The following is a 23,829-nucleotide window of genomic DNA, read 5'->3' as shown; positions in this document are numbered from 1 at the left end:
TTAGCTCTCTTCTTTTGTTTTCATATATTCATCCATGGCCATGGCCACTATTTTTGAGTAAGCAACTGCTTCCACCACGGTTCTGGCCCCAAGAACCACATCTCCGGAAGCAAAGATTCCGGGAATAGTAGTCTGGCCTTTTTCATCGGTCATCAAAAGCCCGTTCTGGCTGGCCAATAATCCCTTTGTGGTGTTCACCAGCTTGCTTTTCGGGCCCTGGCTGATGGAAATGATGGTGGAATCCGCAATAACCTGTTCTCTTTCTTCATCAATGCCGGTCAGGTTTCCGTCCTGATCATAATGGATGTTTTCAAACACAGGCCCTTCATCCGTGATCTCCACGATCTGCTTTCCAAACTGGAAATCCGCCCCGTCAAGCCTTGCATAAGCTGTTTCATGATCGCTGGCATTGCTGGATAAGCCTCTTGCATAAAGGGTCACCTTTCTGGCACCATGGCGGATCACGGTCCTTGCCACATCCATGGCAGAATTGCCCATACCGATGATGGCAACCGTCTCTCCCAGATCATAGGCATCGGGATTGGCCAGATAGTCAATGGCATAGTGGACATTTCCCAGGGATTCCCCCTTCACGCCAAGGGTTTTCGGCCTCCAGACACCTGTCCCGATGAAAATGCTCTGATAGCCGTCACGGATCAGATCCTTGATTTCCAGGGCCGTTCCAATGGCGGTGTTTGGCCGGATCTTCACCCCGATTTCCAGAAGCTTCTTTTTGTAGCGCTCCAATATGGTTTTTGGAAGGCGGAATTCCGGTATTCCGTATTGGAGAACGCCGCCCACCTTATCCTTGGCATCGAAAATCGTCACGCTGTAGCCTTCCTTTGTCAGAAGAATGGCAATGGTGATCCCGGCAGGACCAGCTCCGATCACCGCCACCTTTTTCCCGTTTTTGGGCTTGCATTCCACCTTCAGCTGATTGAAAATGGTATCAGAAATATAATTTTCTATGCTGCTGATATGCACCGGCTGTCCCTTTTTCCCCAGAATGCAGTGGCCTTCGCACTGCTTCTCATGATTGCAAACAAGGGAACAGACTAAAGACATGGGATTGTTTTCAAATAACATCTCTCCTGCCTTGTTTAAGCTTCCTTCTTTAAATGCCGCGATCATCTGGGGTATGGGGGTATGGATGGGGCAGCCCTGACGGCATAAGGGCTTTTTACAGTTTAAGCATCTGTTTGCTTCATCAATAACATGAACAGCCATGATTCATTTTCCTCTCTTTTTCTGTTGCCTGTGGATTTTATCTTTGAATGGTTCTTTCGTTGCATATTGTATACAGTTTTATTTTTCACATCATATCACACTCAAAATAACAAAATCAATAGGCATCAATTATGTACAGAAAAAAATAAATTATGACAAAAATATATCGAATTCACAGGGCAGAATTCCTTTTTGAATCAAAAAGGAATCCGGCAGTTAAAGGCGGAAGAAAGTGTTCAGACGCCGATATTGCGGATTCCCTCTACTAATAGTTATTTTCCCTCATAAGTGATCATGGCTTCCACATCATATCCTGCAAGCTTTTCCCTGCCGTTTAATCCTGCAAGCTCCATGATAAAGCAGATTTTCACCACTTCGCCGCCAAGCTCCTGGATCAGCTTTATGATGGCTTCAATGGTGCCGCCTGTGGCGATTAAGTCGTCGATGATGACCACCTTTTGCCCCGGCTTAATGGAATCCTTGTGGATTTCAATGGTTGCCGTACCGTATTCCAGCTCATAATCAGCAGACAGAACTTCTCTTGGAAGCTTTCCCTTCTTTCTCACCGGAATAAAACCCTTATGCTCTGCATAAGCCACCGGAACGCCGAAGATGAAACCTCTTGATTCCGGTCCCACCACTGCATCGTACTCCACTCCTTTTAACATCTCCCGTATGCCATCCACTGCCAGGGAAAGTCCGTCCGCATCCTCCAGAATGGTAGTCACATCCCGGAAAATAATTCCTTCCTCAGGGAAGTCCGGAATGCTTGTGACATAATCTTCTAATCTCTTCATTGTCATACCTCATATTGTCATAATTTGTATACCAGGGAGCCTCTATCCTCTTGGATGGGCGCCCGTATAGGAACGGCGCAGGTCTTCTCCCCGGGTATAGTTCATATACATCTGGGTGGTAGCCATATCGGAATGGCCCAGCATGGCTTGTACCGCGTGGATGTCCGCCCCATTGCGGAGCAAATGCGCCGCAAAAGAATGGCGCAGAGTGTGGGGCGTAATATCCGCCTTGATCCCCGCCTTATCCCCGTAGAACTTTATGATTTTCCAAAATCCCTGGCGGCTCATGGATTTTCCGTTGCAGTTGGTAAACAGCCACTCGGATTCCTGATTCCGCAGCAAATATTCCCGGCCACGTTCGATATAAGCGGAAAGGGCCAGCTTGGCCACCTTTCCAAAAGGAACCATCCGTTCCTTGTGTTCATCCCGGCAGGTGATATATCCGATGGCCAGATTCACGTCCGTCTTTTTTAAATGGATGAGCTCCGACACACGGATGCCGGTTGCATAAAGCAGTTCCAGCATGGCCCGGTCCCGCAGCTCCTTGGGAGTTTCCCCGTCCGGCTGACTTAAGAGGCTGTTCACCTCATCCACGGTCAATATAGTAGGCGCCTTCTTTTCCACCTTAGGCGCCTTTATCAGCTCTGCCGGGTCCTTCTGGATTTTCCCTTCCCTGCATTCGTAATGGAAAAATGCCTTCATGGAGGCCAGGCAGCGTGAAATGGTTGTGGTAGCCTTCCCTTGCTTTTCGAGATGTAAGATATAGGAATTAAGACTGGTCTTTGTCACCTTGTCCACCTCCCGGATCCCCTGCTGTTCTAAAAAGGAAGCCAGCTGCATCAAATCTCTCTGATAAGATACCTCTGTGTTTTTTGATGTTTTTTTTATCTCCCTTAAATAAATGATAAAATAATTAATCTCTGCTACCATCTCCATATCCCCTGACCTTTCGGCTTCAAAAATGCCCTAAAATAAGGCTTCTTCCTACCATTATATAGACTATTTTCGATAAAATCAAACACATTTTTCCCACTATTAATACATTTTGGGATTACTTTACATAATATGTACAAGATATTGGTAATGCATGACTTTTTTTCGCAAGATATGGGGAAATGGACCGATTTATTTTTTTTTAATATTTCTGTGTTAAAGGACCATTTTCAGGAAAAATGGGTTAATCCAGGCTTCACAGGCGCTTCCTAGGGCCGCCAAAAACAAAAGCAGCAAAAAAGCCGTGACCCGAAAACGCCTCTCCTTTTGCATTCCCCACAAAAGAAGGATGCTCCAAAGGGGAAGGTAGCACAGCCCCTGGGGCATGACTGTCATGAGGAACACGGGAAGTCCCATAAGCCCCTTTTGGACCGTTATAACGGAAAGGACAAACCCCATGGAAAAACCGATTCCTGCCGTCAGCAGGCAAAACAGAGGCGCTGCATAAGCGGTCAGGCCGATGAGCCATGCAACCCCCACCTCTATCCCTCTCTGTCTGAAAACCTGATAAAAAAGCTGAACCCGCTGCCCTTTGTCCAGGTTCATATTTCTGTCCAAAAGTCCCAGATAATATCCGGCTTCCTCCATAAATGACGGATACCAGAAATTTGCCATCACCGTTCCGGCAATAAGCCCTGCAAAAAAGCAAATGAGGCAACGGTCCTCTGCCCCCAAGTTCCGCTCCAGGGACGCATACATGGCACCTGGACCCGGTCTTCTTCTCAAACGGAATCTAAGGGTGCGAAACAAACTGGCCATAAAAAAATCCCCCTACAGGTCTTGTCATAAGACGTCTTTCTTTCAACCTTATGCCTGTAAAGGGACATTTATTCTTGTAAGGGCAACAAGCCGGGGCAAGGAAACTCACCCCGGCTGAAACTGCTGTTTTACAGGCGTTTTACTATTTTACGCCGTATTTTCTTGCATAAGCCAGAATGGCCGCAATGGTCTTACCGTCAGTGATCTCTCCCCGGTAAATCTTCTGCTCTAAGTCACTTACCTCCCACTCCTCTACCTCGATGTATTCATCTTCATCCAGGTTCTGTCTGGAAGGCTCCAATTCTCTTGCAACAAAGATATCAATGGCTTCATCACAGAAGGCAACCGTTGTGTTGACGCTGATTAAATATTCCATCTTTTCCTTATCCGTCTTATATCCGGTCTCCTCCTCCAGCTCCCTGTGGGCGCAGTCAAGCTTTGGCTCTTTTGCGCTGTCAAGAGCACCGGCCGGAACCTCCAGGGTATAACGGTCCAAGGCATTGCGGTACTGGCGCACCATGAGAATCTTCCCGGTTTTGGTCACAGGAACCACTGCAGCTGCTCCCTTGTGGTGAATGAAATCCCAGTGGGCCAGATGGCCGTTCGCATCCACCGTGTCCTCAAATATTTCTATAATATTTCCTTTGTACTTTAATTCCCTGTTAAGGCGTTTTACAGGTTTTTGTTCCATGATCTTACCTCCGCACTCATCCTTTATAGTTTCTCGCACTTCTTAAAGCAGGCATCCGCTGCCTTTATGACCGCACTGCGGAATCCTGATTCCTCCAGGGCCGATACCCCCTCAATGGTGGTCCCTCCCGGCGAGCACACCTTATCCTTTAATACTCCCGGATGCTCCCCTGTTTCCAGGACCATCCTGGCGCTTCCAAGGACTGTCTGGGCCGCCATCTCATAGGCAGCATCCCTGGGAAGTCCATACTTCACCGCCCCATCCGCCAGAGCCTCGATAAACATGTAAACATAAGCAGGGGAGCTTCCGCTTGCGCAGACCACGGCATTCATAAGACGCTCTTCCACGATCCGCATCCTTCCAAGAGATCGGAAAATGGCCTCAATGGTCTCCTTCTCTTCCTGGGAAAATGCCTTCTCATCATAGCAAACCCCGGTCATTCCCTCCCCAAGGAGGGCAGGAGTGTTGGGCATGGCCCGGACCACCCGCGCCTTTTCTCCCAGCTTTTCCTTTAGCCAAGCCGTAGTGATCCCCGGCGCAATGGAAATGATCACATGGTTTTCCGTCACCTCATTGCGGATATCAGACAGCACGGGTTCAAAGTACTGAGGCTTTACGGCCAGCACAACGTACTTTGACCGTCCCGCACAACCGGCGTTGCTTTCCCCGTGGGCCACTCCCAGCTCCTCTGTGATCTGGGCGCACCGGTCCCTGTTTACATCGGTAAAAGTCATATCTTCCTTACCCCATGTCTTTAACAGTCCTTTCAATATTGCAAAACCCATATTTCCAATTCCAATGATTCCTATCTTCGCCATAATCCTTCCTCCTGCTTCTGTATGAAAATCTGCAGCCAATAAACATCATTCTAGCACCATCTTTTCAACTATGTCAATCATTGGAATCCTCCTGATTGACAGAAATGATCCGCACCCCCTGCTTTCGAAGGGCAGCCTTTTCCTGTTCTTTAAATTCATGATCCGTTATAATCCCTGTATAATCTGCCAGACGGTTGATCCGGTTCATCCCCTGGCGGTTGAATTTTGAATCATCCACAGCCAGGAAAGACTGCTGGCACTGCTTTACAAGCTGGCGCTTTAAAAATGCCTTGTCAGTGGTCGGCGTCAGCACATGGAATTCCCCGCTTATGGCTGCAGCCCCGAAAAATCCGGTATCAAACCGGAAATCCTCTATCATCTGGGTGGTGTAATAGCCTAAGGTGCTTCCCGTGGACTTCTGGACGTAACCGCCGCACAGGATCAGCTCTGCCTTGCTGTTTTTCATCAAAAGGGCGATCTCCAAGTCATTGGTGATGACTGTCATGTTTTCCATCTCCATGATCCGCTTTGCGATCTCGTAGGTGGTGGTTCCTGCATCTAAGTATACGGTAGTCCCTTCCCTGATGAATTCCACGCATTTTTCTGCGATCAGCTCCTTTTGTCCATGATTTTTCACGCTTTTATCCGCATATGCCACCTCAGTCTTGCTCACCGCACCTCCGTGGCAGCGTTCGATCAGCCCCTCCTTCTGAAGCTTTTCCAAATCCCTGCGAATGGTCATAGGACTGACATCAAGCTCCTTTGCCAGCTCCTCTACCTGGACGCTTCCATCTTCCTGTATCATGTTCAGAATCTTAATCTGCCTCTCCGCCATCATCATGAGCCCTTCCTCCTGTCATGAAGCCTATACCTGTTTTATTACAAAAATCCCTGCCGCCGGAAACTCCGGCGGCAGGGCATCTGCTTACTGCACAATATCCCATGTGTATATCATAAATGATTACAGGAAAATACTCAATATTAAAACTTCAACAAATCCAACGGCCCATGCTATGGTGGAAGTGATGGAATAAGTGGCGATCTGATCCTTTACTTCTCCCACTCCCAGGGTCCGGTTAACCACCCAGAAATAGCTGTCATTAAAGTAGCTGAAGAACAGGGAGCCTACGCAGCATGCCAAAGCTCCAAGTATGGGGTTCACGCCAGCAGCCAGAATGATGGGAGCAGATATGCTGGCAGCCGTTGTCATGGCAACCGTGCCGGATCCCTGGATAAAACGCATGGCTGTGGAAATGAGGAACGGAAGGATGACGATGGGAACCGCCGTACCTGCAAGAGCTTCCGCCATATAGGTTCCAAGGCCGCTGTCCTTGATGATCTGACCCAGGGCACCGCCTCCTCCGGTCACCAGCATGATGATTCCTGCGGATGCCATGCCTCTTTCCATTTCCTTGATCGCCTCTTCTCTGGTTAAATTCCTTCCCAGGGTGAAGATGGCCAGCACAAGTCCGATGCCTACCGCTACGATGGGGCTTCCCAGGAACTGGAATACCTGCATAAAGCCGGAGGTCTTTCCCAAAGCGCTGGAAACCGTACTGATCAGGATAAGGATGATGGGAAGAAACAGAGGAGCAAAGGATTCCAGTGTGGAAGGCAGGTTTTCAAACCCAACGGAAAAATCCTGGGAGTAATCCGGCTCCTGATAGGGGAGGCGCACAAAGCCTTCCTTGTCGTCAGGGATCTGATAAAGCCTTTTCCCGATCCATCTTGCATAAAACGTACAGGCCACTGTCATGGGAATGGCCACAACAAGACCATAAAGAATGAATTTTCCTACGTCAACTCCAAAGATTCCGCATACACCCAAAGGCCCGGGAGTAGGCGGCACAAGGGTGTGGGTGATCACAAGCCCTGCTGCCAGTGCTGCGCCCAGGGAAATCACTGATTTTTTGGTCACCCTTGAAATGGCCTTTGCAATAGGGGCGAGAATTACAAATCCGGAGTCGCAGAAAATGGGGATGGAAACCAGAAATCCCGTAAGTGCCAGAGCTTCCTCCTCCCTCTTTTTCCCAAAGAGCTTTAAAAACGTCTGGGCCATCCGCTTGGCAGCCCCGGTCCTCTCAAATATCTGTCCCATCATTACCCCAAAACCAATGATGATTCCTATACTTCCAAGCGTGCCCCCGAATCCGGTTGTTATGGAATTAACAATACCAAAGGTCTTGCCGTTTTCCAGGGTGATGTTCACTAGAGGCATACCCCCTACCACGCCGATGATGACCGATGCCATGATCAGGGCCAAAAATGCGTGGATCTTTGTTTTCAGTACCAAGAATATGAGAATCACGATGCCGATTCCAAGGGCAATCATCATTCTTTCGCCGCTAAGTCCTCCTACCATAAAGAAACCCTCCTCTTAATTTTTCACTGCCCCTTTTACGCCTTTTTAAAGCGAGGGGAATACTTTGCTGCAAGTAAAACAGCCTCCACCATGCTGACAGCGCTTGCCTTGCCGGTTCCGGCGATGTCAAAGGCCGTGCCATGGTCCACGGAAGTGCGCAGAATGGGCATCCCGTTGGTGACGGCAATGGTGCGGTCAAAATCCAGGGTCTTTGTTGCAATATGACCCTGGTCATGATACAGGGAAAGCACGCTGTTAAACCGCCCCTGAGCCGCCTGATGGAATACGGAATCCGCCCCGATAGGGCCTGTTACCGGATATCCCTCTTCCTGTAATTCCAGTACGGCAGGAATGATCTCATTCACCTCTTCATCACCAAATAGGCCGTGTTCCCCGCAGTGAGGATTAAGCCCGGCTACTGCCATGGTTCCCTCCTCAACCCCCAGCCGTTTAAGTGCTTCAAGGCAGCGCTTTACATAATCCTTGATCCGCTCCTTTGTCACCATATCCAGCATCTTTCTTAAGGAAACATGCCTGGTGAGGAAAAAGACCCTCAGCCCATTGGTCTCAAACATGGTGAGCGGATCCTCAGTTTCCGTCAGGGCGCTGAATATCTCCGTATGGCCGATGAAGTGAATGTCTCCTGCCTTTAATGCCTCCTTGTTGATGGGAGTGGTAGCCACCGCATCCGCCCTGCCCTCGTTTGCCAGCCTGACGCTTTCCTCAATGTATTCATAGGCAGCCCTGCCGCACATGCCGCTTACCTCTCCAAAGGCAAACCGGTCCATGTCCACGTTATCCAGATCAATGAGGTTTAATATCCCTTCCTCAAATTCCCCTTCCTCCGGCTCCTTTACCGTCTTAATCCTTAAGTCAGTCCCAGTGATCCTGATGGCCTGCTCCATGATTTTTCTGTCTCCTACTGCAATGCATCTGGCAGCCTCAAAGACTCCCCGCTCTGCCAGCGCCTTTGCCACGATCTCCGGGCCAATGCCCGCCGGATCTCCTATTGGTATTACGATTAATGGTTTGCTCATGTTTATTTCCTCCATTTCTCAGTTTCTATAAATTTACATAAATAATTTCTCTTTCAGATAAGTGATGCACCGGTTGGCAGCATCCGGCTCTCCCACCATACCGCCTTTTGTTATGATGGACACGCCTTCGAAATCTCCCTTTAAAAACGTCCCGTAGGCTGCAAGGGGAAGGACCTCATCAAGGAGGCATAAGCCTGCGGTATGGAAACTTCTGCAGATGGCTACCGTAATATCCCCTCCGCTGCTGTAGATTCCCTGAAAGCTGCTGTTGCTTGTAAATATCCTGCGGGTGATCTCCGCGAAGGAATCGCAGATCAGTCCGGTCATCTCATCTACCCCGCCTGGAAAACCGGATTCATACTTTTTAAAATCGATCCTGTTTTCCGGATAGATCCCATCTCCCGTGACGGTCAGGATATCAAAGGACTTACTGGCTTCCAGTACCTCATTGACTGCCCGGTTGATTTCCCCTTCCCTGCTTTCATCACTTTCCAGGAATTTTGCAGCGGAAACAAAAATATTGTGGGCGGTGCGCTGGGTCAGCCACAGCTCTTCCATCTGTTTTCTTGTCACAGGATTTACACTTCCCACCACAGCCAGTATCTTGTTTTTCCTCTCCCTGTCCGGCGGAACGATCAGCTTTCTTGCAACGGTGGAAGTAAACACTCCCGGATCCACCGCGGCAAATTTGATTTTGCTTGTAATGGCCGCATCTGCGATCAGATCCAAATCCTCCTGGGTCACACAGTCCATGATGATGATCCTGCACCCGTCCTCTGCAAGGGCTTTGATCCTGTCTGCCAGAACGTGCTTTCCTTCCATCATGCCGTTCATCTGAATGCTGCCCACCTTATACTTGCTCTGAGCTTCAAATATTTTCTTCACATCTGATGTGGACACAGGTGTCTTGGGATCCAGGGCAGCTTCTGTCTTGTGGAGGGGAAGCCCCTTTACCATCATGTATCCTCCGATCACGACCCTTCCGGAAGCTGGGAAACAGGGTGCGCAGATGGCTGTATAATCCTGGCCCAAAGCATCCAGGAGAGCATCTGTCTCACTTCCCACATTGCCCCTTAGGGTGCTGTCAATGCGTTTTGCATATACCTTGACCTCATCATTTTTTAAAAGGTTTGTCACGTTAAATACCCGGTTGTAAGCAGTTTCCCTGCTTGCTCCCCTGCTGTCTGTGGGATATATGATGCAGTCGCACTGGTCAAACAGCGACAAGTTCAGCCGTTCGGAATTCATTACGGTATAGGTCCGGTAATTCATTTTCTTAAGCAGGACCCCGGTGGCATTTGCCCCGGTTAAATCGTCTGCTACCACAATGCATTGAGGCATATTTCCTCTCCCTTCTATCCATTGGCTCCGGAGTGGAAACACGTTTCTTCCGGAATTTTCCAATGTTTGTTTATGTTCGATATTTATGTTCATTTATGTTCTAAATCTTACATTGTTTGTTCGTTTTTGTCAATATATTTTTTATATTCTTTTAATTTTTTATTAGTTTTGTTAAGTATGTTTTTATTTGTTTATTTTCTCAACAAAGAGTACAAGTATTCGTTTCATGAAAGAGTATTTTTTTTCCGCCACCCCGGATCCTCAACGGAGCGGTAAAAACATGGTGCCACATAAAAGCCGGCAAGGAAAAAAGGCGGCAGGATTCTCATCCAACCGCCTTTCATATCTCCGCTGTAAATATTGTTGCACCGGACCCTATTCTTTTGGAAGCCCTTCCACCAGGCTGTCTTTGATCCACCCTTCCCTGCCGTCTTCCAAACGGACATATACCCAATGGTTCTCCTGATTCAGATAAAGCAGGCTTGCATCACCGGACACGGTCCGGATAATACTGCTTTTTGCCGATGCCTCTGCCCTGATATTAGAACCGCCCCTTCCTTCTTTTGAAAGGGATAACATGACCTGCTCATCATTCTCATCGGGCAGGTCCTCGCTTTCATTCTCAGCTTCCGCCTTTCTTTCCTTTTGCTTAAACAATGGCGGATAAGCTTCCGCCTTTTTTAAAACCCCCTGCTCCAGGCTGCGGTACCCGCTGTTTATAACAGAGAAAGCAGGCAGGTAGTTTTCATTTACAATGCTGCGCAGCATTTCCGGAAGAGCGATGGCAACTGTCAGTACCAGATATATCCCAAAGAACATGCCAAAGGAAATCCTTTTTTTCTTTGCCACTTTTTTCGAGAAACCGCACATTCCGCTGCTGACTGCTTCAGCAATTCCTGATATCCTGTTCAGTATTGATGACCGTTCCGTCTGGCTTTTTCCTGATAATAAAACTTCGGCAAGAGATATGATCCCCCAATAAACTCCTTTGATGACCAAATCTGCCAGCCGGATGAATACAAAAATCAATTTCATCAAAAGCGGCATTAAGAAAATAAAGACCACCGTAAAAGTGATACCAATCACCAGAGCCGCCCTCACTGCAACAGGCCAGTCCCGCATCTGGGCCCAAAATCCATAATGCAATTCTAATAGCTTCATTGGTATTTATTCCTCATCCTCTTCAAATTCCCGGTAAATATTGACGGCTTCCTCATTGGCATGATCTTCCAGTGTTCCTGCCACTTCTTTTTCCGCTGCGTAAGATAAGTCCGATATGGAAGAAATTATTCCGTTTAATAAGACCTGCACATTTTTAAGCGTGTCTCCTTCCCGGATCATCTCGTCTTTTTCCAGGCTCCTGATGTAGTCCGTGGCTTCCTTAATCTGCCTCATTCTCTCATCAAAATCCTGGGATAATCCCTTCTTGGACCGCTGGATCGCCTCTTCCACCCCAATCGTTCCGGCAGCGAACTCGGAAAATATTGCCGTAACCTGGTCAGAATAAATGCTTTTCATTTCCTGGGCAGCAACCGCCTTGCTCTTTTCAAATTCCGTATGATATCCCAGATCCAGCTGCTTTTCAAGAAAGCTTTCGTACTTCTTGTCCACCTGGACAATCACGTTGCAATTGCTCAGACTGATTCCGTTTTCTAAGTAACTAATACCAGACAAAGCCTCCTTGATCTCATCCTTTAGTCCGGCATTCTCCCTGATGGAATACTTTGCCGCCTTTTCCTGAATCTGTGCCAGAGTGTGATCCTGTACGCACTGGGTCACATCATGTACCTGCTCCTGATATACGATATCCGGTTCCTTTACATTGGCCGTTGCAGTAACCGTGACTGTAAATTTCGAGATATTGTCTTTGCTGTATACCTCTTCCTTAAAGCTGATATTATAGGGATGAAGATCAATTTCCACCAGCTGATCATATTTTCCCCTTCTGATATCCGCTAACCGAACCTGGGTTCCATTTTCAATGAGAAGCGGCTCTGCTCCTCCTGCTCCTGACAACAATAAAACAGCCTTCTTTGGTCCCGGAATCGGGATTTTAGAAAAAAAAGACCTTTTAAAAGCTTCTTCTTTCAAAATTGGATTAAATGTTCTTTCAATCATCGTTTTTATCCCCCGTATTTTATCTTCTGCTGCTCAGCAGTCCCACCAGATACTCTTTCATCTGGTCTGCAATTGCTTTTCCTTCCTGTTCTGTTTTTATCCTTCCAAGGGTTCTTAAAGTATGCTCAAAATCCGTTTCTTCACCGGTAAAAGCGATCACCTTTAAGAAATTCTTCATATAATCCCAGGGCCTGTTCAAGTCCCTTAACTCCTTAATATACAGGAGGAGGATCTTCTCTAAAAACAACTGGCGTAATATCTGCTTCTGCCAGACATAGCGCATGAGAGGCCCCAGCCTTTTTCTTGATTCCCTGCTGTTAAAACTGTTTAAGAAAAGGGATCTGTACAACGGGTATCCTTCTTCTATGTAATCCTGCCACATGAGGGTCATAAAATAGTATCCGAACCGGAGTCTGTCTCTCTTCTTTTCGCACAGTTCAAACTGCCCGGACAGAACCTCTATATACAACTGCGCCATATCTTCCTTTTCCTGAAGCAGATCAAAGGGCAGTTCACTGTCATCCTTAAAAAAGTAAACCACCTGTTCTAACTCCACTTCCAGTCCGGAAGCCAGCTCAGCTCTTATAATGGTCTGCAGGCGGCTGCGCACCTGGGAATGAAAGCCGTAATTTTTATCACTGTCATACAGACAAAAAGCAATCTGCCATAAAACCTGATTGTTATCCAGTTCAGCCCAGTGACACAGCAATTTCTCTGCATTCTCCCGGTATGCTTCCTCTTCCAGGCACCGTTCCATAATTTTCAGCAGAAAATAAAAATTATCCCTGTTATGGCTTTTTACAAACCGCGGAATGATATTGTTCTGCGCATAGGCAAAATCCATGGAAGCAAACTCAGCTATGGCTTCCCCGATCTGGCATAATATTAATTTCCGTACAGGCCGTAAACGGCTTATGTCCAGCAGCCAGTCAATCAGCCCTTTCCTCATACCTGGATAACCAGTCCACAATTCTTTGTTCAGCTCCGGAATAATGGAAGGATTTTTAAAGATCACGCTCTGGAACTCCAGCCTTCCGGCTTCGCTTTCCATAGTTGCCAAAACGATTTCCGCGTTTAAAAACTCTAATAGTTCTTCCATGGATTGAAGTGCGTTTCCCTTTACCTCAGGCTGCTCCCCGGCCTCTTTTTTTGTATATAGATGCGTTTTCAGCACCTGGGATACATCAACCAGATGGGATACCGGGACCATCTTTAACACGGTGATGGTGAGAAAAATCGGCACATAGTCCGTCAGCACATACCGTTTAATCAGCTCCTTCATATCCTTCTGATCCCTGAATTGAAAGGGTGCTTCCCCCTCCTCCACAGTCTGACCGCTTCCCTGATTGATGCTGCCGTTAATTTCACCGGAATTGAAAATGAAATGATTCAATTCCTTTCCGTCAATAAAAAAGCAGTTATGATACTCTCCATCCCCTCTTTCCCGTCTGTTCTGCTCCTTTTTTCTCTGATACTGCTCCGGATTATATTGATCTAAAATACTTCCCTGTTCCTCTTTTTCAGGCTGTATTTTTTCCTTATCAGGCTCTTGGAGCCGCTCCTCTTCCTTACAGTCTTTTGCACCATCTTCCGGCGGGCTGGTGTTTTGGTCTTTTTCTTCTTCCGTTTCCATGTCTTTCCCCCCATGAAATCAAAGGTATCATCGGTTCCTTTTCTCAAAGGAATGAATGATGATCTTTATTTTTTCAGCAACCTCTACTTCTCTTAACCGGTCAGCATCCAGGAAGTGAATGTCCGGATCCAGCTCCTTTAAACGGGATCCGCCGAAATATACCGGGATCAGGCAATTTCTCTTTTCCTCTTTTTCCCTCAGCATGGCTGTTTTCGCCTCATGCATGGTAATATCCTTGTCCAAATAGTCCCTGGAAACAAAGCATGCCACAAACATGCTTTCATAGCGGTAAATATCATAAAACTCCGTGATCATATCCCGTCCCAAAAACTCCTCTTCCCTGTTAGGAGCAAAAAACACCCTTAAGTTTTCTTTTTCCAGAATTTTGGCAACCCTTGTCACATACCGTTCCTGTTCACTGGCATAGGAAATGCCAACGTCATATTTGTATTTACTGGAAATGCCTCCTCCGGTCTTCTGACTCTCTTTCTCAGCCGTTAATGGGGTCCCGGCTGCAGATTTCTGTATTACATTTCCGTTAATCACTCCGCTGTTTATGATCATATTATTTGCCATCATACTTCCCCCGTTTTCACGTTTATTTGTTTTATCAAGATCATTTTACCAAATTTTTCTAAATTCTGCAAATAATCCATTCAAAAAATCAATATACAAAATCGTCTTCCCAGAATTAACTCATTTCATGTCGTTTTTTTATCATTTCACTTTTAACTCCCTTCCCTTGTCCCTAACAAAAAATAAATTTCACTATTGACATTTTAATTTTTATCCCATATACTGTAGCAAAACAAAGCGATAAACTGTTGAGCAGGAGTAAGTAAGATCTTTTCATCATGCACAGAGAGCTTCCGGTCGGTGAGAGGAAGCGTTGGTGTCTGGTCTGAATGGACCTGCGAGGGCGGCTTGAAACCGGATTCATTTCCGGGAGTAGGTGTCGACGGGTTTCCTATCCGTTATCAAGGGGAGGCACATGTTGGTGTGCTGTAAAGTGGGAGAAGTCTATCTTCTCCAATCAGGGTGGTACCACGGAACCGTATTTTCAGGCTTTCGTCCCTCTTATCCATAGCAATATGGAGGAGGGACGGAGGCCTTTTTTATCGTATAGGAAAATTCGTCCTATACGATAAAAAACCTCCGGGAGGATCGCACTGCGGCGGTAGGGTTGGATGTCGCCGAGGCGACCCGCCGCAAGCGGGATTCTTTCTTGCTTGACCGGCCGTCAGGCCTAAAAACATACGCAATCAACTGAGAAAGGAGCGTAATAACCATGAACATCACGCCGGACTGTAAGGAAATCGAAGCACTTGCTGCTTCCTATCCTGTCATCCCGGTCTGCAGGGAAATCTTTGCAGACATTGTAACACCCATCACCCTGCTGCGAAAGATCGCAGCCAAAAGCAGCCGGTATTATCTGCTTGAAAGCATTGAGGGAGGCGAGAAATGGGGACGTTACTCCTTTCTTGGCTATGATCCGGTCCTTAAGGTCACCTTAAAGGATCAGGTAATAAGAGTCCATCATTATGGACAGCCGGAAGCGGATAAAGTGATCCGGACCGAGAAGCCCTACGATGTGCTGAGGGATATCTTAAAAGATTACCGCTCCCCAAGGCTTCCAGGGCTTCCGCCCTTTACCGGAGGATTTGTAGGGTATTTTGCATACAGCATGATCGGTTATGCGGAGCCTGTCCTGTCCATCAAAAAAGGGGCCTGCAATGATTTTGACTTAATGCTTTTTGATACGGTCATCGCTTATGATCATTTGAAGCAGAAAATCAGCCTTGTGGTCAATATGAAAACCGACCGGGTCATGGAAAACTACGGGAAAGCCTGTGCAAGGCTGGAAAGCATTGCGGCCATGATCGGAGAAAATACCCCCTTAAAAAAGTCTGCAGTCACCGGCCGGCCAAACTTCCGCTGCAATGTGACGAAGGAGGAGTTCTGCTCCATGGTGGAGCGGGCAAAGGAGTATATTGTGGACGGGGACATTTTCCAGGCAGTGCTTTCCAGACAGTTTACAAGCGATTACCAGGACAGTCTCTTAAATGCCTACCGGCTTTTAAGGACCACCAATCCATCTCCCTACATGGTATATCTCCACATGGATGATACGGAAATCATAAGCACCTCTCCGGAAACCCTGGTCCGTTTAAAGAACGGGCGGCTCACCACCTTTCCGGTGGCAGGCTCCAGGCCCAGGGGAAGGGACGAGGAAGAAGACAGCCGGCTTTCCAAAGAGCTTTTAGAGGACGAAAAGGAGCTGGCAGAGCACAACATGCTGGTGGACTTGGGAAGAAATGATTTAGGGAAAATCGCAGCGTTTTCCACCGTAGAGGTGACCGGCTATAAAATGATCCACCGTTATTCCAGGATCATGCACATCTGCTCCCAGGTGGAAGCGGACATCACCCCTGACCGGGATGGGTTTCATGCCATTGAGGCGGTCCTTCCTGCAGGCACCCTTTCCGGGGCGCCGAAGATCCGGGCCTGTGAGATCATAGAAGAGCTGGAAACAGAGCCAAGGGGCATTTACGGAGGTGCCCTGGGCTACATTGATTTTACCGGGAACATGGATACCTGCATTGCCATACGCATGGCGGTAAAGAGTCAGGGAAAGGTATACGTTCAGGCGGGAGGCGGCATTGTGGCCGACAGCGTTCCGGAACGGGAATACGAAGAATCGGAAAACAAGGCAAAGGCCGTGATCCGGGCCATTGAAACAGCGGGGGAGGTAAATGACTGATGATTCTTTTGATCGATAATTATGACAGCTTTTCCTACAACTTAGTCCAGATGTTTGGCGGCTTAAATCCTGATATCAGGGTCATACGAAACGATGAGATGACCGTGGAAGAAATAAGGGACCTCTCCCCCAGCCATATCATCCTCTCCCCAGGTCCCGGCTATCCAAAGGACGCCGGCGTGTGCGAGGACGTAGTCAGAAATCTTTCGGGAACAGTCCCTATCCTTGGGGTATGTCTGGGACACCAGGGGATCTGCGAAGTATTCGGCGCAGAGATCACACATGCAAGGAAGCTGATGCACGGAAAGCAGAGCCTTCTCACCATTGATGTTTCTGATCCCATCTTTTTCGGGCTTCCGGAACAGATTCCGGCAGCCAGGTATCACTCTCTTATCGCAGCAAAGGATTCCCTTCCTGATTGTCTGACCGTTATCGGGTCCGACGATATGGGGGAAGTCATGGCGGTAAAGCATAAGGAGTATCCCCTTTACGGACTTCAGTTCCATCCGGAATCAATCCTGACGCCAAACGGGATGACCATACTTAAAAATTTCTTATCCATTCATATAAAGGAGGCAGATTAAATGATTCAGCAGGCAATCCATGAAGTAATCACAGGGCAGGATTTAAGCTTTGATGCTGCAAAAGAGGTGATGAACGAGATCATGAGCGGGGAAACCACTCCTGCCCAGATGGCCGCATTTTTAACAGGGCTTCGGATGAAAGGGGAAACTATTGACGAGATCACTGCCTGTGCCACGGTCATGCGGGAAAAGGCTTTAAGGCTGGAGCCGGATTTTCCTGTCATTGATATCGTGGGCACCGGCGGCGACGAAGCAGGGACCTTTAACATCTCCACCACCACCGCATTTGTGGTGGCCGCAGGGGGAGTTCCTGTGGCAAAGCACGGCAACCGCAGCGTTTCCAGCAAAAGCGGGGCTGCCGATGTGCTGGAACACCTTGGGGTGAATTTAAACCTGACGGCAGAACAGTCGGGAGAAATATTGAAGAAAACAGGCATGTGCTTCCTCTTCGCCCAGGCTTACCACTCTTCCATGAAATACGCGGGGCCGGTGAGGAAAGAGCTTGGAGTGCGGACCATCTTTAACATCTTAGGGCCTCTCTCCAATCCTGCAGGAGCCACAATGCAGCTTCTGGGGGTTTATGACAGAAAGCTGGTGGAACCTCTTGCACAGGTATTAAGCAATCTGGGTGTCAAGCGGGGCCTGGTGGTATGCGGAGATGACGGACTGGATGAAGCCACTGTCACAGGTCCCAGCCACGTATGCGAGATCCGTTTCGGAGAACTGACGCCTTATGAGATCACGCCGGAGGAGTTTTCCTTAAATCGCTGCAGCCTTCCTGAGCTGGTGGGCGGCACGCCTGCCCAGAATGCCCAGATCACCAGAGACCTTTTAAACGGAAAACTCCACGGGCCAAAGCGGGATATCATCATATTAAACTCTGCCCTCAGCTTATACCTGGGAATCGATGACTGCACCATTTCCCAGTGCATAGAAAAAGCGGCTGATCTCATTGATTCAGGGAAAGCCGCCAGAAAGCTTGAGGAGTTTGTAAAAATGACCAATGAGGTGCTTTTATGATACTTGACGCCCTTGCTGCTGCCTCTAAAAAACGGGCGGAGGCGGCAAAAGAGAAAATCCCAATGAAAACCATGGAAAAACTGGCGTTTGAATCCTTGGAAAAGACAAAGGAGAGCAAGCTTTCCTTTGAGCAGAGCCTGGCCTCTCCCGGCATTTCCTTTATCTGCGAGGTAAAGCGGGCTTCTCCTTCAAAGGGACTCATTGCCCCTGAATTTCCCTATGTGGAGATCGCAAAGGATTACGAAGCGGCAGGGGCTGATGCCATTTCCGTCCTCACGGAACCGGAATACTTTCTGGGAAACAACAGCTACTTAACAGGGATCAGCCATGAGGTAGGGCTCCCCCTTCTCAGAAAGGATTTTACGGTGGATCCCTACCAGATTTACGAGGCAAAGGTCATAGGCGCTTCAGCGGTTCTTCTCATCTGCGCCCTCTTGGATACAAAGGCCCTGGAAGAAGGACTAAAGCTGTGCAAAAGCCTTGCCTTAGGCGCCCTTGTGGAGGCCCATGATGAAGAGGAGATCCATTCCGCGCTGACCGCAGGGGCCAGGATCATTGGAGTGAATAACCGGAATTTAAAAACCTTTGAAGTGGATTTTAACAATTCCCTCCGCTTAAGGAGCATGGTCCCCTCTGATGCGCTTTTTGTGGCAGAAAGCGGAATTAAAACAGAAACAGACATCCGCCTCCTGTCAGAAGCCGGGGTCAATGCCGTCCTGATCGGGGAAAGCCTCATGCGTTCCCCTGATAAAAAGGAAATCCTGGACGGTTTTAAGAGGGCAACACAATGAATTCGGAAAAAACACGGATCAAACTATGCGGGCTGACCAGAAGGGAAGATATCCTGGCGGTAAATGCATGGAGACCTGATTACATTGGCTTTGTATTTGCCCCCGGAAAACGCCGCCTCACAGGACGGGAAGCTTATGAGCTGAAAAAGCTGCTGCTGCCGGAAATACCGGCGGTAGGCGTTTTCGTAAACAGCCCCATGGAGGATATTATGGCCCTGGCAGAGAATAAAACCATTGATCTCATCCAGCTTCACGGGGATGAGGACCGGGATTACATCCAGGAATTAAAAAAACGCATGGCTCCCGGCATTCCCATCATAAAGGCCATACGGGTCCGGCAGGCACAGGATATGAAGGATGCCCAGGACCTTCCCGCAGACTTCCTGCTTTTTGACACTTATACAAAAGGTGCTTACGGCGGCAGCGGAAAGACCTTTGACTGGTCCATGATACCGGACATCAAAAAACCCTGGTTCCTGGCCGGAGGCATAGACGCTTCAAACATAAAGCAGGCAATGAAAACTAAGGCCTTTTGCCTGGATTTAAGCAGTTCCGTGGAAACGGACGGCAAAAAGGACCCTGAAAAAATAAAAGATATCATACAAACAGTAAGGAGTGGAAATCCATGTCAAAAGGAAAATTTGGACAGCACGGCGGACAATTTGTCCCCGAAACGCTGATGAACGCAGTAAATGAGCTGGAAGAAGCTTATGAAAAGTACAGTCATGACCAGGAGTTTTTAGCAGAGCTTTCAGACCTTCATAAAAAATATACCGGAAGGCCTTCCCTGCTCTATTATGCAGAGCGGATGACTGAGGACTTAGGCGGCGCAAAAATCTATTTAAAGCGGGAGGATTTAAACCATACCGGTTCCCACAAGATCAACAATGCCCTGGGCCAGGTCCTTCTCGCTAAAAAGATGGGAAAGACCAGAGTCATCGCTGAAACAGGAGCCGGTCAGCACGGAGTTGCTACCGCTACCGCTGCTGCTCTCATGGGAATGGAATGCGAGGTTTTCATGGGCAAAGAAGATACGGACCGCCAGGCCTTAAATGTGTTCCGCATGGAGCTTTTAGGCACAAAGGTTCACGCTGTTACAAGTGGTACCCAGACCTTAAAGGATGCGGTCAATGAGACCATGAGGGAATGGACCAGCCGGGTAGCTGACACCCATTATGTCCTGGGCTCTGTCATGGGTCCTCACCCCTTTCCAACCATTGTAAGGGATTTCCAGAGCATCATCGGCAAGGAGGTCCGCACACAGTTAGAAGAGGCAGAAGGAAAGCTTCCTGACGTGGTGATCGCCTGTGTGGGCGGCGGAAGCAATGCCATGGGAATCTTCCATGAGTTTGTAAACGAGCCTTCCGTAAAGCTCATAGGCTGTGAGGCTGCGGGCCACGGCATTGAAACAGGAAAGCACGCTGCCACCATTTCCACCGGGTCTCTTGGAATCTTCCACGGCATGAAATCTTATTTCTGCCAGGATGAATACGGACAGATCGCCCCTGTTTTCTCCATTTCCGCAGGACTTGATTATCCGGGCATCGGACCGGAGCATGCGGCTCTTTATGACTCGAAAAGAGCCACTTACGTCCCGGTTACGGACCAGGAGGCAGTGGAAGCCTTTGAATACTTATCCCGTCTGGAAGGGATCATTCCGGCAATTGAAAGCGCCCATGCAGTGGCATACGCCAGAAAGATCGCTCCTTCCATGGGAAAGGAGAACATCATTGTCATCAATTTATCCGGGAGGGGCGACAAGGATGTTGCCGCCATTGCCCGCTATAAGGGGGTTGAAATCTATGAGTAGAGTAAGGGACGTATTTTCTAAGGGAAAGGCATTCATCCCGTTTATTACGGCAGGAGATCCTGACCTTGCCACCACTGAAGAGCTGGTTCCGGCCATGGCTGAAGCCGGAGCGGATTTAATTGAGCTTGGAATCCCCTTTTCCGACCCAATTGCAGAAGGGATCGTGATCCAGGAAGCTGATATGCGGGCCCTGGCATCAGGAGTTACCACGGATAAGCTTTTTGACTGCGTAAAACGGATACGGAAAAAAACCGATGTTCCCCTGGCTTTTATGACTTATATCAATCCTGTTTTCGTATATGGAAGCGAACGGTTTTTAAAAAATGCGGCGGAAAGCGGCATTGACGCCCTGATCGTGCCGGATATGCCTTTTGAGGAGAGAGAGGAACTGCTGCCCTTCTGCAGGAAATACGGAATTGAGCTGATTTCCCTCATCGCCCCCACTTCCAAGGAGCGCATACGGGCCATTGCATCAGAATCGGAAGGATTTATCTACTGCGTTTCTTCCATGGGCGTGACCGGGGTGAGGGCTGAAATCAACACAAATATCGGAGAAATGGTTTCCCTTGTAAAAGAGACAAAGGACCTTCCCTGCGCCATCGGCTTTGGCATCTCCACGCCGGAGCAGGCAAAGGAAATGAGCAAAAACGCGGACGGCGTCATTGTAGGAAGTGCCATTGTGAAAATAGCCGCAAAATATGGAAAAGGCTGCGTGGAGCCTGTCTGCGATTATGTAAGGGAAATGAAGGCAGCCATTTCCGGCTGACAGCCGGTTTTGGATGTTTTCCTTGACAAGACTAAAACAGAATGCTACACTAATGACCACAAGAGGGAGCTCGTAGGCGGGCTGAGAGGAAGTAATCAACTTCGACCTTTATAACCTGATTTGGGTAATGCCAACGTAGGGATTCATACGGGACAATTGTATTTTCCGAGCCTATACCTGTTGGTATGGGCTCTTTTTGCGTGAGCAATAAGCCGGACAAATATGCCAGCATATTCATCCGGCAGATTCCCTTACAATCCCTCCGTTAATCAAAAGGAGGAACAAAGATGAATTACACCACACAAATGGATGCCGCAAGAAAAGGCATTCTCACAAAAGAACTGATGGAAGTGGCCGGGCAGGAACAATGGGAGCCGGAAAAGCTTCGGGAGCTGGTGGCCCAGGGAAAAGTCGCCATTCCGGCCAACAAAAACCACACCTGTTTAAAGCCCAGCGGGATCGGATCCATGCTGAGGACAAAGATCAACGTGAACCTTGGGACCTCCAGGGATTTAAATGACTTGGAAATGGAGCTTCAAAAAGTAAAGGATGCAGTACATATGGGGGCGGAATCCATTATGGATCTAAGCTCCTTTGGAGATACCCGGAAATTCCGCAGGAAGCTGACCGGGGAATGTCCGGCTATGATCGGCACGGTTCCCATCTATGATGCGGTGGTTTATTACCACAAGCCACTTCGGGAAATCACTGCCGAAGAATGGATCCGGATCGTGGAAATGCACGCGGAAGACGGGGTGGACTTTATGACCATTCACGTAGGGATCAACAGGCAGACTGCCAGAAGGTTCAAGGAGGCAAAACGGCTGACCAACATCGTTTCAAGGGGAGGCTCTATCATCTTTGCGTGGATGGAAATGACAGGGGAGGAAAATCCCTTTTATGAGCATTACGACCGCATTCTGGAAATATGTCAGAAGCATGATGTGACCTTAAGCCTTGGAGATGCCTGCCGTCCGGGTTGTATTGAAGACGCATCGGATATATCCCAGGTGGAGGAGCTGGTGACTCTTGGGGAACTGACAAGAAAAGCCTGGGAAAAGGATGTGCAGGTTATTATTGAAGGTCCCGGCCACATGCCCTTAGACCAGATTGCAGCCAATATGAAAATCCAGCAGACCATCTGCAAAGGAGCACCTTTTTATGTTCTGGGGCCTCTTGTCACAGATATTGCGCCGGGCTATGACCATATCACTGCAGCCATCGGAGGGGCCATAGCTGCTGCTGCCGGAGCGGCCTTTCTCTGCTATGTGACTCCTGCGGAGCATTTGAAGCTGCCGGATGAAGCAGACGTAAAGGAAGGGATCATCGCTGCCCGGATCGCCGCCCATGCGGCGGATATTGCAAAGGGCATCAAAGGCGCCGGGGAATGGGATCATAAGATGAGCGATGCCAGAAAACGGCTGGATTGGGAAACCATGTTCCAGCTTGCCATTGACCCGGAAAAGGCCAGACGCTACCGGGCCATGTCAAAACCGGAAAAGGAAGATACCTGCTCCATGTGCGGCAATTTCTGTGCCATGAAAAATATGAACCGGATTCTTGACGGGGATATTGTAGATATTTTTGATGAATGACATAGCTTATCCGAACTTGTAACCCAAGTGAGGATAAAAGGGGCGTTCTATTTCTAAGCGGATATTCGCAATGACCATGGGGCACAGCGGCCCCGTACCATTTGGTGGGCACCCCGCTTTGCAACTGATTTGGTTTAATTACATAAACAGGAGGAATTTTCATGAATGATCAAATACCATCAACAATTTATAACAGTTCTTCTGCAAGTTCAAAAGTGCGGTTGAAAAAACTGGTGATCAGCGGAATGCTGACAGCTCTTACCGTTGCCCTCTCCGGTTTTTCCATCCCTGTGGGAGCGTCCAAATGCTTCCCGGCACAGCATCTGGCAAATGTTCTGGCAGGAGTGTTTCTAGGGCCTGTATACGGCATTTCCATGGCTTTTGGCACTTCTCTCATACGCAATCTCATGGGAACCGGAAGCTTACTGGCCTTTCCGGGAAGCATGGTTGGCGCATTTTGCGGGGCTTATCTGTTTCAAAAAACCGGGAAGCTTTTGCCCGCTTATCTTGGAGAAGTGATTGGCACAGGTCTCATCGGCGGGCTGCTCTGCTATCCGGTGGCCGCGTTACTCATGGGAAAAGAGGTGGCTGTATTTTTCTTTGTGATTCCATTTCTTATGAGCACCCTGGCAGGAACCATACTGGCAGCCAGCTTGCTGGCAATGCTGCGCCGCCTTGGCCTGTTTTCCTATTTTGAGCGGCTTATCAATGAATAGGGGGAACAGG

Annotated in this window: 23 protein-coding genes, 1 riboswitch and 1 other annotated feature; of the genes, 9 read left to right on the top strand and 14 right to left on the bottom strand. The window is 48.4% G+C overall.

The annotated features are described in order from the left end of the window. From K401_RS0114210 to K401_RS0114140, 14 genes are all read right to left on the bottom strand, one after another. Positions 1-1,227: an NAD(P)-dependent oxidoreductase gene (locus tag K401_RS0114210; protein WP_024293568.1), complete on the bottom strand. Its 1,227-nt coding sequence runs from the start codon at positions 1,225-1,227 to the stop codon at positions 1-3. A gap of 272 nt (positions 1,228-1,499) precedes the next feature. Next, a complete protein-coding gene (locus tag K401_RS0114205) occupies positions 1,500-2,024 on the bottom strand; it encodes an adenine phosphoribosyltransferase (protein WP_024293567.1) in 525 nt (174 codons plus the stop codon). A gap of 42 nt (positions 2,025-2,066) precedes the next feature. After that, positions 2,067-2,954 carry a site-specific tyrosine recombinase XerD gene (xerD, locus tag K401_RS0114200; RefSeq protein WP_024293566.1) on the bottom strand — a complete coding sequence of 296 codons (888 nt, stop codon included), beginning with the start codon at positions 2,952-2,954 and terminating at the stop codon, positions 2,067-2,069. 219 nt (positions 2,955-3,173) lie between these two features. Next, complete coding sequence (locus K401_RS0114195; protein ID WP_024293565.1) at positions 3,174-3,776, bottom strand: stage II sporulation protein M; 603 nt, start codon at positions 3,774-3,776, stop codon at positions 3,174-3,176. Positions 3,777-3,918: 142 nt separating this feature from the next. After that, positions 3,919-4,467 (bottom strand): NUDIX hydrolase, encoded by a 549-nt coding sequence (locus K401_RS0114190; RefSeq protein ID WP_024293564.1) that lies wholly within the window; start codon positions 4,465-4,467, stop codon positions 3,919-3,921. Positions 4,468-4,490: 23 nt separating this feature from the next. Further along, a complete protein-coding gene (gene proC / locus K401_RS0114185; RefSeq protein WP_024293563.1) occupies positions 4,491-5,285 on the bottom strand; it encodes a pyrroline-5-carboxylate reductase in 795 nt (264 codons plus the stop codon). Between the two features lie 73 nt (positions 5,286-5,358). Further along, a complete protein-coding gene (locus K401_RS0114180; RefSeq protein ID WP_024293562.1) occupies positions 5,359-6,126 on the bottom strand; it encodes a DeoR/GlpR family DNA-binding transcription regulator in 768 nt (255 codons plus the stop codon). A gap of 120 nt (positions 6,127-6,246) precedes the next feature. Then, positions 6,247-7,647 (bottom strand): GntP family permease, encoded by a 1,401-nt coding sequence (locus tag K401_RS0114175; RefSeq protein WP_024293561.1) that lies wholly within the window; start codon positions 7,645-7,647, stop codon positions 6,247-6,249. A gap of 35 nt (positions 7,648-7,682) precedes the next feature. Further along, on the bottom strand, positions 7,683-8,684 hold the full coding sequence (gene pdxA, locus K401_RS0114170) for a 4-hydroxythreonine-4-phosphate dehydrogenase PdxA (protein ID WP_024293560.1): 1,002 nt from the start codon (positions 8,682-8,684) through the stop codon (positions 7,683-7,685). 33 nt (positions 8,685-8,717) lie between these two features. Continuing rightward, a complete protein-coding gene (locus tag K401_RS0114165) occupies positions 8,718-10,025 on the bottom strand; it encodes a four-carbon acid sugar kinase family protein (RefSeq protein ID WP_024293559.1) in 1,308 nt (435 codons plus the stop codon). A 375-nt stretch (positions 10,026-10,400) separates the two neighbouring features. Further along, complete coding sequence (locus K401_RS0114155) at positions 10,401-11,186, bottom strand: SH3 domain-containing protein (protein WP_024293558.1); 786 nt, start codon at positions 11,184-11,186, stop codon at positions 10,401-10,403. A 6-nt stretch (positions 11,187-11,192) separates the two neighbouring features. Further along, a complete protein-coding gene (locus K401_RS0114150; RefSeq protein WP_024293557.1) occupies positions 11,193-12,143 on the bottom strand; it encodes a hypothetical protein in 951 nt (316 codons plus the stop codon). A gap of 19 nt (positions 12,144-12,162) precedes the next feature. Then, positions 12,163-13,776 carry a hypothetical protein gene (locus tag K401_RS0114145; RefSeq protein WP_024293556.1) on the bottom strand — a complete coding sequence of 538 codons (1,614 nt, stop codon included), beginning with the start codon at positions 13,774-13,776 and terminating at the stop codon, positions 12,163-12,165. A gap of 27 nt (positions 13,777-13,803) precedes the next feature. Next, the gene (locus K401_RS0114140) at positions 13,804-14,355 is read right to left on the bottom strand and encodes a toll/interleukin-1 receptor domain-containing protein (protein ID WP_084492891.1); all 552 of its coding nucleotides are present in this window, start codon (positions 14,353-14,355) and stop codon (positions 13,804-13,806) included. A 236-nt stretch (positions 14,356-14,591) separates the two neighbouring features. Next, positions 14,592-14,855, top strand: a binding site (T-box leader). Between the two features lie 209 nt (positions 14,856-15,064). On the opposite strand from K401_RS0114140, the gene K401_RS0114135 reads away from it, so the two are divergent. The 9 genes from K401_RS0114135 (at position 15,065) to thiW (ending at position 23,819) form a co-directional block, all read left to right on the top strand. Then, the gene (locus K401_RS0114135) at positions 15,065-16,537 is read left to right on the top strand and encodes an anthranilate synthase component I family protein (protein ID WP_024293554.1); all 1,473 of its coding nucleotides are present in this window, start codon (positions 15,065-15,067) and stop codon (positions 16,535-16,537) included. Further along, positions 16,537-17,121 carry an anthranilate synthase component II gene (locus K401_RS33580; RefSeq protein WP_024293553.1) on the top strand — a complete coding sequence of 195 codons (585 nt, stop codon included), beginning with the start codon at positions 16,537-16,539 and terminating at the stop codon, positions 17,119-17,121. Before K401_RS0114135 ends, K401_RS33580 begins: the two co-directional genes overlap by 1 nt. Beyond that, the gene (gene trpD, locus K401_RS33575; RefSeq protein ID WP_024293552.1) at positions 17,122-18,141 is read left to right on the top strand and encodes an anthranilate phosphoribosyltransferase; all 1,020 of its coding nucleotides are present in this window, start codon (positions 17,122-17,124) and stop codon (positions 18,139-18,141) included. Next, complete coding sequence (trpC, locus tag K401_RS0114120) at positions 18,138-18,932, top strand: indole-3-glycerol phosphate synthase TrpC (RefSeq protein ID WP_024293551.1); 795 nt, start codon at positions 18,138-18,140, stop codon at positions 18,930-18,932. Before trpD ends, trpC begins: the two co-directional genes overlap by 4 nt. After that, on the top strand, positions 18,929-19,612 hold the full coding sequence (locus K401_RS0114115; RefSeq protein WP_024293550.1) for a phosphoribosylanthranilate isomerase: 684 nt from the start codon (positions 18,929-18,931) through the stop codon (positions 19,610-19,612). The genes trpC and K401_RS0114115 overlap by 4 nt, the downstream gene beginning before the upstream one ends. Continuing rightward, positions 19,558-20,742 carry a tryptophan synthase subunit beta gene (trpB, locus tag K401_RS0114110; protein ID WP_024293549.1) on the top strand — a complete coding sequence of 395 codons (1,185 nt, stop codon included), beginning with the start codon at positions 19,558-19,560 and terminating at the stop codon, positions 20,740-20,742. Before K401_RS0114115 ends, trpB begins: the two co-directional genes overlap by 55 nt. Further along, positions 20,735-21,508, top strand: coding sequence for a tryptophan synthase subunit alpha (gene trpA / locus K401_RS0114105; RefSeq protein WP_024293548.1), 774 nt, complete (start codon positions 20,735-20,737; stop codon positions 21,506-21,508). The genes trpB and trpA overlap by 8 nt, the downstream gene beginning before the upstream one ends. Positions 21,509-21,560: 52 nt before the next feature. Further along, positions 21,561-21,667: riboswitch (TPP riboswitch) on the top strand. Between the two features lie 128 nt (positions 21,668-21,795). After that, complete coding sequence (thiC, locus tag K401_RS0114100) at positions 21,796-23,103, top strand: phosphomethylpyrimidine synthase ThiC (protein ID WP_024293547.1); 1,308 nt, start codon at positions 21,796-21,798, stop codon at positions 23,101-23,103. 161 nt (positions 23,104-23,264) lie between these two features. Then, entirely contained in the window at positions 23,265-23,819 is a 555-nt protein-coding gene (gene thiW, locus K401_RS0114095) for an energy coupling factor transporter S component ThiW (protein ID WP_027352441.1), read from the top strand. The last annotated feature ends 10 nt before the right edge of the window (positions 23,820-23,829 follow it).

Source organism: Lacrimispora indolis DSM 755, from assembly GCF_000526995.1.
GTDB classification, from domain to species: domain Bacteria; phylum Bacillota; class Clostridia; order Lachnospirales; family Lachnospiraceae; genus Lacrimispora; species Lacrimispora indolis.
Note: the sequence above shows the minus strand (reverse complement) of the source record. Positions and strands in the feature narration are given on the sequence as shown.